Origin of the sequence: Desulfobacter sp. (genome assembly GCA_028768525.1) — a bacterium.
Lineage (GTDB): Bacteria > Desulfobacterota > Desulfobacteria > Desulfobacterales > Desulfobacteraceae > Desulfobacter.
Genome location: CP054837.1, coordinates 125,009 through 138,114 on the forward strand (window position 1 = coordinate 125,009; position 13,106 = coordinate 138,114).

Sequence of the window (13,106 nt, forward strand, 5' to 3'; positions counted from 1 at the left end):
CATACAATGATCGCATTTTATCTGAGATCCATATACATGAAAACGACGCAAATCTCTAATATTGAATTTGCAATTACAGTCAGGACAATTTAATCGCATGGTTCATCAACTCCAAACACTTTAGTATAACCTGGGCCTACACCAAACCCAAAGTCAAATCCGGGTACAAAGTCTATAGTTATTGATGTAGCCCACCATTTACCGTCAGGAATAGCAATATCAACAGCCCAAAACCATCTTAAAGATAGCCGATGTGATAATCCACCTAAATCTTCTGCATTTGCAAAAGGAGCGAAAATGATACCTGCTCCCAAATCTGCTGTAGCTTGTAAGCCTTTAGAAACTTGACCATCTAATGCTGCAAAACCATCATCTCTTCCCCAGTCGTATAATACTGCTACGCTTGCATCACCTGCTCCAATAACGCCTGCGGAAGCGCCTCCAAAAAATCCAGTCACAAATCGCAATCCCAACGGATCAATCTTATTTATAGGATCATTTAGAGCATAAACAAACGGATTAATTCCCCCAGCCAACCCAATCGGATCAGGAGTCAGGTATCTCCCCGTTGCAGGATCGTAATATCTACGCCAATTGTAATGGTTTCCGGTCTCAGCATCATAGTACTGTCCCGGATATAATGCGATGCACCTCTCCCCCTTAAAGAGGTGTTTTAAATTGCAAAGCCCCCAAATTTACATCTCAAGGCCTGCCCCTTAATCTTTACCCACTAATCATCGTCAATGCCTATTTTTTGAATGTAGTTAAAAAAAAGTAACATCCTAATATCATAAGGAATGGACAGACAATGATTTTTATATCTGAAAAATTAAAAGTCATACCATATTGTCTGCTATAAATGACAGGATTGATCCAAATCGATAAACCACTAAAAATTAAAACTAAACCGAAAATGCAATTAATAAATTTATTCATGATGTTTTACTTTTCAATTCGAGCAAGGATCTTTATCCTGATTATAGAAATCTAAAAACGGATCAATAATAAAATTTTTCAAAGCCCAACCCAGATAACCTGCTCGTGAATGTGGAGGCCAATCAGGCATAGTTGCTCCTGCGAATACTCCATATGCAATCATCTGATTTTGAGATATGAAATTGTATGTGTATAAAGCTCCCGTTGTGATCTCTGGACCATATATTGCCGCGGCACCAACGCCACCCGCCACCCCCAAAACAGCGGCTGAGCCTAATGATGTTGTTGCTAAGATTTCGCCGGCTACTTCAGTAGATACTTTATGATCGGCATATTGATAATCTGCAAATTCACCTGGATTATCTGTAGTTCCCGTAATGGAATCATAAAAGTAATTTTCTAAATCATATAATCCCAAAGGATCAATTTTATTTATAGGATCATTTAAAACGTAACCAAACGGATTAATCCCACCGGCAAGCCCAATGGGATCAGGCGTCAGGTATCTACCAGTCGCAGGATCATAATACCGATGCCAATTGTAGTGCAGTCCGGTTGCACTGTCGTAATACTGTCCCGGGAACCGGAATGCATTGGGCAGATTGTTTACAGTGACATTTACCTGCCCAAACGGAGCATAATCCCCATCCCATACCACCTGACCTGCATTATCAAGCACCTTAACCGGTGTACCAAGGTGGTCATTTAGATAAAAATGGGCATTGCTGCCGGTGAATCCCGCAAGCCGGGTATTGTTCAGGTACACATAACTTACACTGAAATTCCCGCTGGTATCAGACTCCCCGATCAGATTACCAAAAAGATCATAATGGTACAATGTGGTTGTGCCGTTTGCGGTCTTCCTGGTCCGTTGCCCAAAGCTGTTGTAAATGGATTCCTGTATCACATTGCCCTGGCTCAGGGTCTTGAGCATCCTACCGGCATCTGTGTACTCAAAGGTCAGGTTGCCTTTGGTTTTAATCTTGCCGTTGGTGTCATAGGTCAATGATGTGGCACCATTGGAATCCGCAACCTGGGTCAGATGGTTTGTACCAAGGGTATAGGTATAGGATTCGCTGATACCGTCTTTGGTTTTGGTAAGCCGGTTGCCGGTTTTGTCATAGGTGAAGCCAAGATTACCGAATGGACCTGCGGCAGTTGTCAGACGCCCTGCCCTGTCATAGCCAAAGCTTCTGGTACGGTCTGCATTCAGGTTGTCTGTGATGGCAGCGATGCGACCGGCAGGGTCATAGTCAAGGCTATAATCCAGAACATTACCCGTTGCCAGGGTCAGGGGCCTGTAGTTCAGGTCAAAGCCTTTGGATACCTGCTGACCAGACCCAAGGGTCATGGACTCAACAGGGCCAAAGGGCTTATAGGCAATGTTTTCAGCAAGGATTTGGGTAATTCCGTTCTTGGTGGTTGTTACCTTGGATATCTCCCCATTGGCATCCCGTTCATAGGTAATGGTTCTGCCATCGGGATAGACCATTCCTGTCAGCCTGCCTGCGGCATCATAGCTGTAAGTGGTGGTAAAGGTTGCAGAGGGTGTGGTTCTCTGGACCTGGGTCAGATTGCCCGAGGCATCATAGGTAAATCCGTATGTATCCTGGTCATTACTGATCCCGGTAAGCCGTCCTATGCCGTTGGTTCCCTGGTCGTACATAAAGATGACGTCCAGGCCGGTATCGGGATATTCCATGGTTGTTCTTCTGCCCAACAGATCATAGGTGTATTGGACAATGGTGCCGTCATTTGTCTTTTTGGAAACAAGGTTGCCTGCGGCATCGTAGAGATATGTGGTTGTGCCGGTATCAGGTGACACCTCTTTTACAATGCGGTTGGCATCGTCATAGGTGTAACTGGTAATCCTGCCTTCAGGATCTGTTACCTGGATCAGGTTGTTATTGGCATCATAGACATAACTGGTATCTGCATTGACGGTGTCTGTCTGCTGTTCCCTGGCCTGAACCATTCTGTTCAGTTTGTCATAGGTAAATTGCTTCACCGTGGACATGGGGTCGGTTACCCGTACAAGATTTCCATGCTCATAGGCAAACAGGGTTTCAAGTGTGGCGGTATTATCCTGGTTTTTGGCAAGGGCTTTGGCCGGTTTGCCTGGGGCAAGTTCTGCGTTTGTTAAAGGATCTCCATAATCCAAGCCGCTGAAAAGGGCCTGAACACCTGCTGAGGTATAAATTGAGGATTCAATGGGATTCCCGTTTTCATCGTAGGTATAGAGTTGGTAGTTCCCAGACGGATCAACAAGCCGTTGCAAAAATCCTTTGGTATTGTATGTCATGGACCGGATACGCCCGGACCTGTCTGTAACACTTGCCAAATCACCTGCCGCATTGAAGGTTCTTGTGTCTGAAACTCCGTTGGATGCAGCAGATATTTGACGGTTACGGCCATCATATCCGAAGACGGTTTCAACCTGGTTTTCATCTGTCTGGGTGATGATATTACCGGCAGCGTCATGGGTAAAGGACACCGTACCGGTCAAGGGCCGTGTAACACTGGTCATATCTCCGGTGGAATCATCATACGCAAAGGATACCAGATCCTGATCCCCGGCCAGGGGACCGTTGACTGATGTAATCTGACCTTTGGTGTTGTAGGTATAGCTTGTGACCTGCTCAAAGGGAACAACAGCGCCTGCATCGTCCAGCGTAAAGCCCTTGAGGATCATCTTGTAAATCCTGTTGGTGGGATTCTCATTGGGCGTTGCGGTATCACCGCTGGCTGACGGATCGTCATAATCCCAGATGGTTTCCCTGTTCCTGTCAGGGTTGAGGGTATCCGCCAGAAGGCTTTTCTTTGTTTCTGTCAACGGGGAGGACAGCACAGGGTGCCAGGTCTTGTATATTGTTTTTTCATCCGGTGTGCCCTGGGCAATGATCAGGGTTTGCGGATTATTGTTGCTGTCGTAATTCTGGTACAGATCAATGCGGCCGTTAAAGTATTCACGCTTCACCGGGTATCCGGTGTTGGGGTCAAATTCAGTTTTAAAAATACCGTCAGAACAGGAACCACATGACTGTGATGCTGATTTCTCGGTGATCTTCTTACTGCCTTTAATTTCTACGATCGTGTACGTATTATCTATGCCGTAATCATCCGTGACTTTTACAGCAAGGGGATCTGAATAATCAATTGTTGCACTGGTGCCCTGGTTGTTGACATTAGACACGGCCTGGTCGTTGGCATCATATGTCCAGGTGGACAAGAGGTGATTATCAAGATCTTTTTTAGCCGTCAGGTTATGGATGTCATAGGCATCTTGGTACTCATAGATGAAACCTGATGCAGTAGACCCGTTTCCATCATCGGCATAGGTGACCTGGATAAGGTTCCCATTGCTATCATACTGGTAAGATACCCAGATACCGTCAGCTATAGCCGTTGTGACTGGGCCTGAGATATAATGAATTCTGTTGTCGGCATTGTAATTAAAGTTAATGGTTCTGCCGGTTGCAGTGTCGGTGATTGATAACAAATAGTTATTTGCATCATAGGTCAAAATCTGCTGATTGCCATTTTTGTCCGTGACCGAAAACAGCCTTCCGTATTCTGGACCAAATACATAGACACTGCCGTCATCTCGGGTCCATACGTAATCGCCTTCCTGTCCTATGACAATAGAACTGTTTTCATCAAAAGCCCCTTTAAAGGTGCCATCCTGGTCATTATCCTCAAAGTAAACTCCTCTTCCGGTGCTATCGAGGATCTCTATCAATTGACTGCTGCCTGCAAAATTCTTATTGAGCTTATAGTTATAAGTGTGGGTCCAGCCATACCCGATGGACGAATCGCTTTCACTGAGGCTGTTATAGTATCGCTGGAACTTCAGGCCACCTTCAAAGGGTGAAGGAAAGCTGACATCAATTACGGATTCAAACTTATTTCCGTTGAATATGTTGATTGGGTTTGCAACGAAATTTTGATCTCTATTGATTGGACAATTGTTAGGATTTTTGCCCAAATATTTCTTCTCTGTATTCTGTGAATTCAGGTCATCTATGTTTATTACACCATCCCCATCGTGATCATCGGTGTTGGGTTGATATCCTTCCACAATGCGCGCTACATCGTAATGAATCCTTCCATTTATTCTCTTAGTGTCATAGATGTATCCGCCTGGCCAACATTCATTACCAATTTCGTGCTGGACATCTCCGTTCCTTCCGGTAAAGGTTGGATGCGCTGAAATTGCTTTTGCATAGGATGTGTAATAAGGGCCATGAACTTTATACCTTCGGCCCATACTCGCCCAAACTGCTAATGTGTCCCGAGTAAATTCATAACCCGACTGACAAATCCTTGGAGGCTCCGCAATTCGGGCAACATAAATGTGATCTCCCGATTGATTCTTTTTGTATATGTAACCGCCTGGTCGGCATTCATTATTGATTTCATGTTGGACGAAGGTATTCCTCCCGACCAAGGTAGGATGGGCTGAACTTGCATCAGAAAAGGACGCGTAATAGGGACCCAGAATACTATAAGTCCATCCATAACTTGTCCATACAGTCAAAGTATCTCGGACAAATTCATAGCCGCTTTCGCAAACATTTCTGGTTTGTACAGTTTCAGCCTCAGCATTAGAAATAACCGCAAAGTTAGCGTCTATTGATACAAAAAACGCGCTACATAAGATTATTAGGAAACAAAATAAGATTCTTAGGTTGCTCATCATTTATCACACTTATCCTGGTTTTAAGCCTAATTAACAGTCTTCTCTGACTGTTTTATTCCAAATTAAAATTTGCAAAAAAGCAGAACTCCACAGTAAAAGTAGCTTTTATCCCAAGAAATGGAGCAAATCAATCAGGGAAACCCTGATTTTTGTGATGTTTTTTTCATAAAAATTTGGAAAAAGAAAAGTTTTACAGGCAACCCGGAGCAGACTGTGTTCGTTTCCTCGTAAAATTTTCTAAAAAATATCCGTGTGCGACATTATTTGATTACCCCGACTGAACATCTCCAGGCGACGGCGGGGGCCTTGCCGACGCCCCCCCTACCTGCAAATCACACACTTTGGATTCCCCCAATTGTAGTTGAGTGAAATGTCTGATATCAAAAGATATCTAAACCTAATCATAAAGGGTGAATCATCACTGTTGTCCAAAAACGGAATTTAGGTAAAAAAATATTGTAGGAATTCTCCTTGCGAGATTATGGTTGTTGCGACCAAACAATAACCTGAGAATCCCAAACAAGGAGAATTCCGAAATGATGGTACGTCATGCGAGTCTGTTCAGTCAATTGGTAGCCTTTTTTAACCGTAATAAATTTATGAATCTGGTAGCGAAGAACAAAACAGAACGATATTCCAAGGGGTTCAAAAGCTGGGACCTGATCAGCGTCATTTATAATTCCCGCCAAACGACAATTAAAATTCCCGAAATTTAAGAATCAAAAAAAATGGTAGAAACATCCAAATTGAACAGAAGGAGAGATTTGGATGGTAACGGACCAGCAAGTGAGGAGGTTGTTCAAGTTGATTCAGTCAGAGAAGAGTTTCGGGATAGCAGCAATGAAAGCTGGAATGGATGAAAAAACAGCTCGAAAGTACCGTGAACACGGGAAGTTGCCGAGTGAACTCAAAACGGATCATACATGGCGCACACGCAAAGATCCGTTTGAGGAGACCTGGGATGGTATCAAAGGCATGTTGACCATAAATCCAGGTCTGGAGGCCAAGACACTGTTTGAGGATTTGCAACGCAGACACCCCGGCCGGTTCGCCGATGGACAATTACGGACCCTGCAACGGAGAATAAAGCAATGGCGTGCTACAGAGGGGCCGCCCAAAGAAATCTTTTTTGCTCAAATTCATAAGCCTGGCGAATTATGCCAGTCAGACTTCACCCACATGGATAAACTGGGCGTCACTATAGGCGGCGTCCCTTTTGACCACCTGATCTACCATTTTGTTTTGACCTATTCCAATTGGGAGACAGGTACAGTCTGTTTTTCAGAGAGTTTCGAAAGCCTGAGCCAGGGCCTGCAAAATGCCCTATGGGAACTTGGTGGTGTGCCGCAGCAACATCGCACCGATTGTCTGACATCCGCTGTTAACAAGGTAAGTCACCCTGAGGAGTTCACCAGCAGGTATCAGGATCTTGTTGACCATTACGGTATCATTCCTTGCAAAACTAACCCTGCCAGCCCCAATGAAAATGGAGACGTGGAGCAGCGCAATTATCGGTTCAAAAAAGCCGTTGACCAGGCCCTGATGCTGAGAGGACACCGGGATTTTAAAGACCGGGAAGAATATGACTTGTTCCTGGCCAAACTGTTCGCACAGCTAAATGCCGGTCGTAGGAAACGGTTTACACAAGAACTGGATCTCCTACACCGGTTGCCCAAACGCCGGCTTGATGCATGTAAAAAGATGGATTTAAAGGTTGGTCCCAGCAGTACCATTCGGGTCAATCACAACGTTTACTCTGTAGACAGCAGGCTCATAGGAGAAAATATCCAGGTCCGCCTCTACATGGAATGCCTGGAGGTCTGGTACGGCCAGAGAAAGGTCGATACTTTGCCAAGGTTGCGGGGTGAGGGCAAATATAAAATCAATTACCGGCATATCATTGACAGCCTGGTCAAAAAACCGGGGGCATTTGAAAATTATCGTTATCGTAATGCCATGTTCCCCACCAGCCGGTTCCGGATTGCCTACGATCATTTAAGAAAGCGTTATACCGTTAAAAGCTCAGCAGCAAGGTATCTGAAAATATTATACCTGGCAGCAAAGACAAGCGAGGTGGCAGTAGACAGCGCCCTGATGGTTCTAATAAACGAGGATCAGGAAATCAGCAAAGAGGCTGTTAAACGCCTTATTGAGTCCAACGCCTCTGTCAGCAGGCCGGATGATGTTCATATCCAGGCAGTTGATTTGACTCGTTATGACCAATTGCTCAAGGGGGTGGCGGCATGATCAATGATCGGGATCAGATAGACACCAATCTTAAAAGCCTCCATATGCCGACCATGCGCCGCAGTTATGAAGAAATGGCGGATCAGGCCAGGGCGGAGGCATGGGGATATGAAAAGTACCTCTTACAATTGTTGAGTCTCGAATGCGAAGTCCGCTGGCAGAACCGGATATCACGTAACCTGAGGGCATCCAAGTTGCCATCTTCCAAGACATTTGAGAATTTTGATAAAAAGCGCCTCCCCTTAAAGGTTGCCAATCATTTAAGTGTCCTGGTCAACGGCGCTTTTTTAGAGCGCTGTGAAAACATCCTGGCCTTTGGTAATCCGGGTAGCGGGAAAACCCATCTGCTCTGTGCCATTGGCCATGAATTAATTGCAAAGGGTAAGCAGGTTCTTTTTATCTCATGCAGTCAGCTCGTCCAGGATCTGCTGATTGCCAAAAGGGATCTTGAGCTAACCAAAAAACTCAAATCCCTCTCCAGGTTTGATGCTGTGATTATAGATGACATTGGGTATGTCCAACAAAGCCGGGGAGAAATGGAAGTGCTGTTTACCTTTTTGGCGGAACGGTATGAACAGGGCAGCCTGATGATCACGAGCAATCTTCCGTTCTCTAAGTGGGAACAGATTTTTAAGGACCCTATGACAACGGCAGCAGCCATCGACAGACTCGTTCATCACAGTATCATCCTTGAATTGAATGTGGAAAGCTATCGCATGGAACAGGCTAAAATGGAGGCCGAATAATGATCGAGACCAGATATACCAGGCAGGAGATTGTTGAGATTATTAAAATGATCCGACTGGATTTATACAATCGAGGCCTGAACTGCGGTGCCGGTGCTATCAGCAAGGAGATGGAAGCGGAAAATATTGAACCAATGCCGTCAGCAAGCACTATCGGACGGATACTATCGATAGAGGGCTTAACCCATGGAAGAACCGGGTTTTGTGATGGTAATTAAAAGGACTTTTTACCGGATTATAATGGGGGCCAGCCCCCAAACCCCCGGAGTTTAGCGCATTATAGACCAAAGTATGAGAGCAAAAAGCGAAAGGCCGTACGTGGAAAATACGGCCCCTCATACTTCAGTCACCTTCTCGGCGCTCAGGTTGCTCTCCAGCATAGCCTTATCCTCCGGAAGGATGGTCTTAAAAAACATAATCAGAATTGTTTTGCAAGTATTTTTTAATGAAATTAAATGGTTACGCAGGTTGGGGAACGGGAGTTTTAATTGTCGTTGAAGGAAAAAAATATTTGTCGTTGATCATGGGACCATTTTGTTGCTATGCTTTTCTGTCAAGTTGCCCAGGCAAAGAGCCTGAGGGAAATCAGTGGGGGCCTTGCCTGCTGCATGGGGAAACTGCGCCACCTCGGTGTATCCTCGGCGCCAAGTAAATCAACGTTGTCTTATGCTAATAAGAACCGCTCATGGCAGCTGTTTCAAGATCTTTTCTATGATACCTTTGAATTTTGTCGCAAACATTCACCTGGTGGTCACAAATTCAGGTTCAAAAACAAACTGCTTTCTTTGGACAGCACAACAATATCCTTGTGTCTCAGTCTTTTCCCCTGGGCAGAATTCCGTCGTACGAAAGGTGCCGTTAAACTTCATCTGCTACTGGATCATGATGGCTACCTGCCTTCCTATGCTTACATATCAAATGGCAAGAATCACGAATCCAAATATGCCAAAAGATTCCCGCTCGCACCAGGATCAATTATCACAATGGACCGTGGATATAACGATTACAGCCTGTTTGCTTCCTGGACAGCACAAGATGTATTTTTTGTGACCAGGCTGAAAACCAATGCAGCTTATGAGGTGTTATCAGAGCGTGAGCTACCTCTTCGGAGAAACATTCTCTCAGATGAAATGATCAAGTTTACCGGCCACAATGCCCGGAAAGCATGTCCATTCATATTGCGGAGAATCGTTGTTTGGGATGCGGATAACCAGCGGGAAATCATTTTGCTGACAAATCATTATAAATTCGGAGCAACCACCATCTCGTCTATCTATAAGGATCGCTGGCAAATCGAATTGTTTTTCAAGGCCATAAAACAGAATCTGAGAATCAAGACCTTTGTCGGAACGAGTGAGAATGCCTTGTACACACAGATTTGGACAGCATTAATTGCCATGCTGCTGATCAAATTTCTACAACTCAAATCAAAATTTGGTTGGTCTTTATCCAACTTGATCGCTTTTTTGAGATGGAACCTGTTCAGCTACAGGGATCTTTGGAAATGGCTCGATAAACCGTTTGAGACCGTGCCGACGACCCCACCGCCAGTACAGATGGAATTGCCTTTTAAAAGGTTCTGAAAATATAGGAAACGAAAATTGGGACCTGTTTTTTGAAATGCAAACCTGATGCGTGATTAAAAGGGTTTTTGATGACAAAAAATTCGGATTGCAATTTATTTTGGACAGTAATGGTGAATCATGAAACCTGTCGAATGGAAAGAAGGTGATGGCTACTCCGTAAAAATCGGTTATATCAACCCAAACAACCAGAGGTGCTGTGGGCATTGTGGGGTCAAAGGGAATGATAACAATCCATTTGCTTACAAGACTGAATGCATCCTTTGCGGATACGTCTATGGGGTCAATGGCTCAGATATGCATGACAGAAAATGCCCTAAGTGTCAGGATGGCAAACCAGGGATTCGATATTGGAGGGAGTAGCAGAACTGGTGTAATGTGATGAACCCATCTTAAAACTCGTTAACTTTATGACATTTGTTAACAAGCTGCAAAACTCCCGTATTCCTTATCACAAAGGCTTTTCCACTGTTTTGGGCAAATTTCTGGTTGACATCACCTTTTTAACTGGTTAAGAAATACATATCCAAGCACAAAATCTTAACTAATCCTAAAAAGGTGTTCAGCATGAAAAAGAAACAGAATTTCAACCACCCTAAAGCAGGATCTCGAATAGCTGTAGAACCCATCAGATCCACCAAGGACATCAAAGCCATTAAAAAGCTGCTGGCAGACAAACCAAGGGATCTGTGTCTTTTTACCCTGGGGATTAACACAAATTTACGGGCATCTGATTTGCTACGGATCAAGGTCAATCGGGTATCCCACCTGAAGCCTGGGGATGAGTTAGACCTGAAGGAGAAAAAGACCGGAAAGGCCAGAAAGATCACCATCAACAAGACTGTCCATGAAGCAATTTCAAGGCTTCTGGAATTTGCAGAACCCGATATGGAGGATTACCTGTTTAGCTCCCAAAGGGGTGATGTTCTGACTGTTCCCAGTTTATCCAGGCTTGTTAAAAATTGGTGCAAGATGATCAACCTGAAGGGGAATTACGCCAGTCATACACTCCGTAAAACCTGGGGATATCATCAGCGGGTTTCGTTCAATGTGGGGATTCCTGAATTGATGGTATGCTTTAACCACAGCACCCAAAGGCAGACATTGGATTATCTGTGTATCCAGCCTGAAGAAATAAAGTCGGTTTATTTGAATGAACTGTGATTACCTGGGAAGGAGAATCAGGGAAGTAGGCCCGGTCACATTCCCGCGATTGGGCTTCCTACATCACGTGTATATCGTTTAGCCTGAGAATGATACCTCCAGGCTCCCCACATATTCGGAACGTTGCCGTCAGGTCTGACACGAAGCCGTCGATATTGAGATGAATTAGTTTAGATAAAATCTGACAGTCCTCTTGAAAAAAAGAGGGTTACCGGTTTTGATAAAGGTGACCAAACCAAAATATCAAAACAAGGAGTAACCCTCATGCTGCATGGTAGCAAAAAAATCATTAAACACAAAGTAGGACTTTTAAATCTGGCAGAAGAACTCGGTAATGTTTCTCAGGCTTGCAAAATTATGGGGCTTTCAAGAGATACGTTTTACCGATATAAAAATGCCGTAGATGATAATGGTCTCGATGCTCTCTTTGATCAAAATCGCAGAAAACCGAACCTTAAAAACAGAGTAGATGAAGCAACGGAAGACGCTGTTGTTGAATATGCTATTGAACAACCCGCACATGGCCAGGTCCGTGCAAGCAATGAGTTGCGAAAACGGGGTGTATTTATCTCACCAAGCGGTGTTAGAAGTGTCTGGCTTCGGCACCAGTTAGAATGCTTTAAAAAACGCCTTATAGCGCTTGAAAAGAGGATGGCCGACGAGAAGATGATTCTGACTGAAACACAGGTCCAGGCACTTGAACGCAAAAAGCAGGATGATGCAGCCCACGGAGAAATTGAGACTTTCCACCCTGGCTACCTCGGATCCCAGGATACGTTTTACGTTGGGACGTTGAAAGGTGTTGGGCGAGTTTACCAGCAGACATTTGTTGATACATATTCCAAGGTCGCTTTTGCTAAACTCTATAACACCAAAACACCTATAACGTCAGCCGATCTGCTCAATGATCGGGTCCTCCCTTTTTTTGAAAACAACAAACTTCCAATGTTGAGAATTTTAACAGACAGAGGAACCGAGTACTGCGGTAAGGCCGAAAAGCATGATTATCAGCTATATTTGGCGATTAACGACATTGATCACACCAAAACCAAGGCACGCCATCCACAGACAAATGGGATCTGTGAGCGATTTCATAAAACGATATTACAGGAATTTTATCAGGTGACTTTTAGAAAAAAGATTTACACCGATATTCAAATGTTGCAAAGTGATCTGGACTCGTGGCTTTACTACTATAACAATGAGCGAACTCATCAAGGTAAAATGTGTTGTGGTAGGACTCCAATCGAGACCCTTGAAGAAGGAAGAACTATTTGTCAGGAAAAAATGATAGCTTAGATTTGACCTGACAGACACCTTTTTAAAACCGGTATTTGTCAGATCAAGTCTGAACTACTACAATTGAGATCATACCAGATCTCTCCGATCTCCCCGAGGCCGTTCGGCTCCCACCGATCAACCTCCTTCCGCTGTGTGATGTCAGTCGGTTTGCCCTGTACCGTGACCTTCTGTTTAGGCAAAGCGTCCCCGTAGCCCTTCACCACCTTCCGGTACAGCTCCGGCGTCCACGCCATTTCCGAAACCTGATCAGTGAAATAGAATGCAGCGTGATAGTCCTCCGCCTCCATTAGCGCGGCCCATTCATCAATGACAGCAATCAGCCTCTCGTCCGATATGTCATTTGGTAGCGGTTTCATCTTCTCCTGCCCAACCATTAATTATCAGTTCAACTTTCCCTGTACAACCCCTTAGCCAATTGGACATTATCCT

10 protein-coding genes and 1 pseudogene are annotated in these 13,106 nt (G+C 44.5%); 7 read left to right on the forward strand and 4 right to left on the reverse strand.

The window, feature by feature from the left end; translation table 11 throughout:
- Window positions 1-89: 89 nt before the first annotated feature.
- The 3 genes and pseudogenes from HUN04_00540 to HUN04_00550 all read right to left on the reverse strand — a co-directional run bounded on the left by HUN04_00540 (window position 90) and on the right by HUN04_00550 (window position 5,635).
- Window positions 90-458, reverse strand: coding sequence for a hypothetical protein (locus tag HUN04_00540; GenBank protein ID WDP88314.1), 369 nt, complete (start codon window positions 456-458; stop codon window positions 90-92).
- A 30-nt stretch (window positions 459-488) separates the two neighbouring features.
- A pseudogene (locus tag HUN04_00545) lies at window positions 489-638 on the reverse strand (RHS repeat-associated core domain-containing protein).
- Window positions 639-949: 311 nt separating this feature from the next.
- The gene (locus HUN04_00550; protein ID WDP88315.1) at window positions 950-5,635 is read right to left on the reverse strand and encodes an RHS repeat protein; all 4,686 of its coding nucleotides are present in this window, start codon (window positions 5,633-5,635) and stop codon (window positions 950-952) included.
- Window positions 5,636-6,171: 536 nt separating this feature from the next.
- Here HUN04_00550 and HUN04_00555 point away from each other — a divergent pair.
- The 7 genes from HUN04_00555 (at window position 6,172) to HUN04_00585 (ending at window position 12,674) form a co-directional block, all read left to right on the forward strand.
- Complete coding sequence (locus HUN04_00555; protein WDP88316.1) at window positions 6,172-6,351, forward strand: DUF4372 domain-containing protein; 180 nt, start codon at window positions 6,172-6,174, stop codon at window positions 6,349-6,351.
- Window positions 6,352-6,442: 91 nt separating this feature from the next.
- Window positions 6,443-7,882: an IS21 family transposase gene (locus HUN04_00560; GenBank protein WDP93110.1), complete on the forward strand. Its 1,440-nt coding sequence runs from the start codon at window positions 6,443-6,445 to the stop codon at window positions 7,880-7,882.
- Window positions 7,879-8,628, forward strand: a complete 750-nt coding sequence (locus HUN04_00565; GenBank protein WDP88317.1) for an ATP-binding protein — start codon at window positions 7,879-7,881, stop codon at window positions 8,626-8,628. The genes HUN04_00560 and HUN04_00565 overlap by 4 nt, the downstream gene beginning before the upstream one ends.
- Window positions 8,628-8,846, forward strand: coding sequence for a hypothetical protein (locus HUN04_00570; protein ID WDP88318.1), 219 nt, complete (start codon window positions 8,628-8,630; stop codon window positions 8,844-8,846). The genes HUN04_00565 and HUN04_00570 overlap by 1 nt, the downstream gene beginning before the upstream one ends.
- A 324-nt stretch (window positions 8,847-9,170) precedes the next feature.
- Entirely contained in the window at window positions 9,171-10,211 is a 1,041-nt protein-coding gene (locus tag HUN04_00575) for an IS4 family transposase (GenBank protein ID WDP88319.1), read from the forward strand.
- A 567-nt stretch (window positions 10,212-10,778) separates the two neighbouring features.
- Window positions 10,779-11,375, forward strand: coding sequence for a tyrosine-type recombinase/integrase (locus tag HUN04_00580; GenBank protein WDP88320.1), 597 nt, complete (start codon window positions 10,779-10,781; stop codon window positions 11,373-11,375).
- Between the two features lie 264 nt (window positions 11,376-11,639).
- Window positions 11,640-12,674: an IS481 family transposase gene (locus HUN04_00585; protein WDP88321.1), complete on the forward strand. Its 1,035-nt coding sequence runs from the start codon at window positions 11,640-11,642 to the stop codon at window positions 12,672-12,674.
- 38 nt (window positions 12,675-12,712) lie between these two features.
- Here the strand turns inward: HUN04_00585 and HUN04_00590 are convergent, their stop codons facing one another.
- Entirely contained in the window at window positions 12,713-13,033 is a 321-nt protein-coding gene (locus HUN04_00590; protein WDP88322.1) for a hypothetical protein, read from the reverse strand.
- Between the last annotated feature and the right edge of the window lie 73 nt (window positions 13,034-13,106).

Bases quoted from the DNA above. Each gene is read 5' to 3' on its own strand.
- HUN04_00550 (WDP88315.1), bottom strand. From the start codon at position 5,635: ATGATGAGCAACCTAAGAATCTTATTTTGTTTCCTAATAATCTTATGT.
- HUN04_00555 (WDP88316.1), top strand. From the start codon at position 6,172: ATGATGGTACGTCATGCGAGTCTGTTCAGTCAATTGGTAGCCTTTTTT.
- HUN04_00565 (WDP88317.1), top strand. From the start codon at position 7,879: ATGATCAATGATCGGGATCAGATAGACACCAATCTTAAAAGCCTCCAT.
- HUN04_00570 (WDP88318.1), top strand. From the start codon at position 8,628: ATGATCGAGACCAGATATACCAGGCAGGAGATTGTTGAGATTATTAAA.
- HUN04_00575 (WDP88319.1), top strand. From the start codon at position 9,171: ATGCTTTTCTGTCAAGTTGCCCAGGCAAAGAGCCTGAGGGAAATCAGT.
- HUN04_00580 (WDP88320.1), top strand. From the start codon at position 10,779: ATGAAAAAGAAACAGAATTTCAACCACCCTAAAGCAGGATCTCGAATA.
- HUN04_00585 (WDP88321.1), top strand. From the start codon at position 11,640: ATGCTGCATGGTAGCAAAAAAATCATTAAACACAAAGTAGGACTTTTA.
- HUN04_00590 (WDP88322.1), bottom strand. From the start codon at position 13,033: ATGAAACCGCTACCAAATGACATATCGGACGAGAGGCTGATTGCTGTC.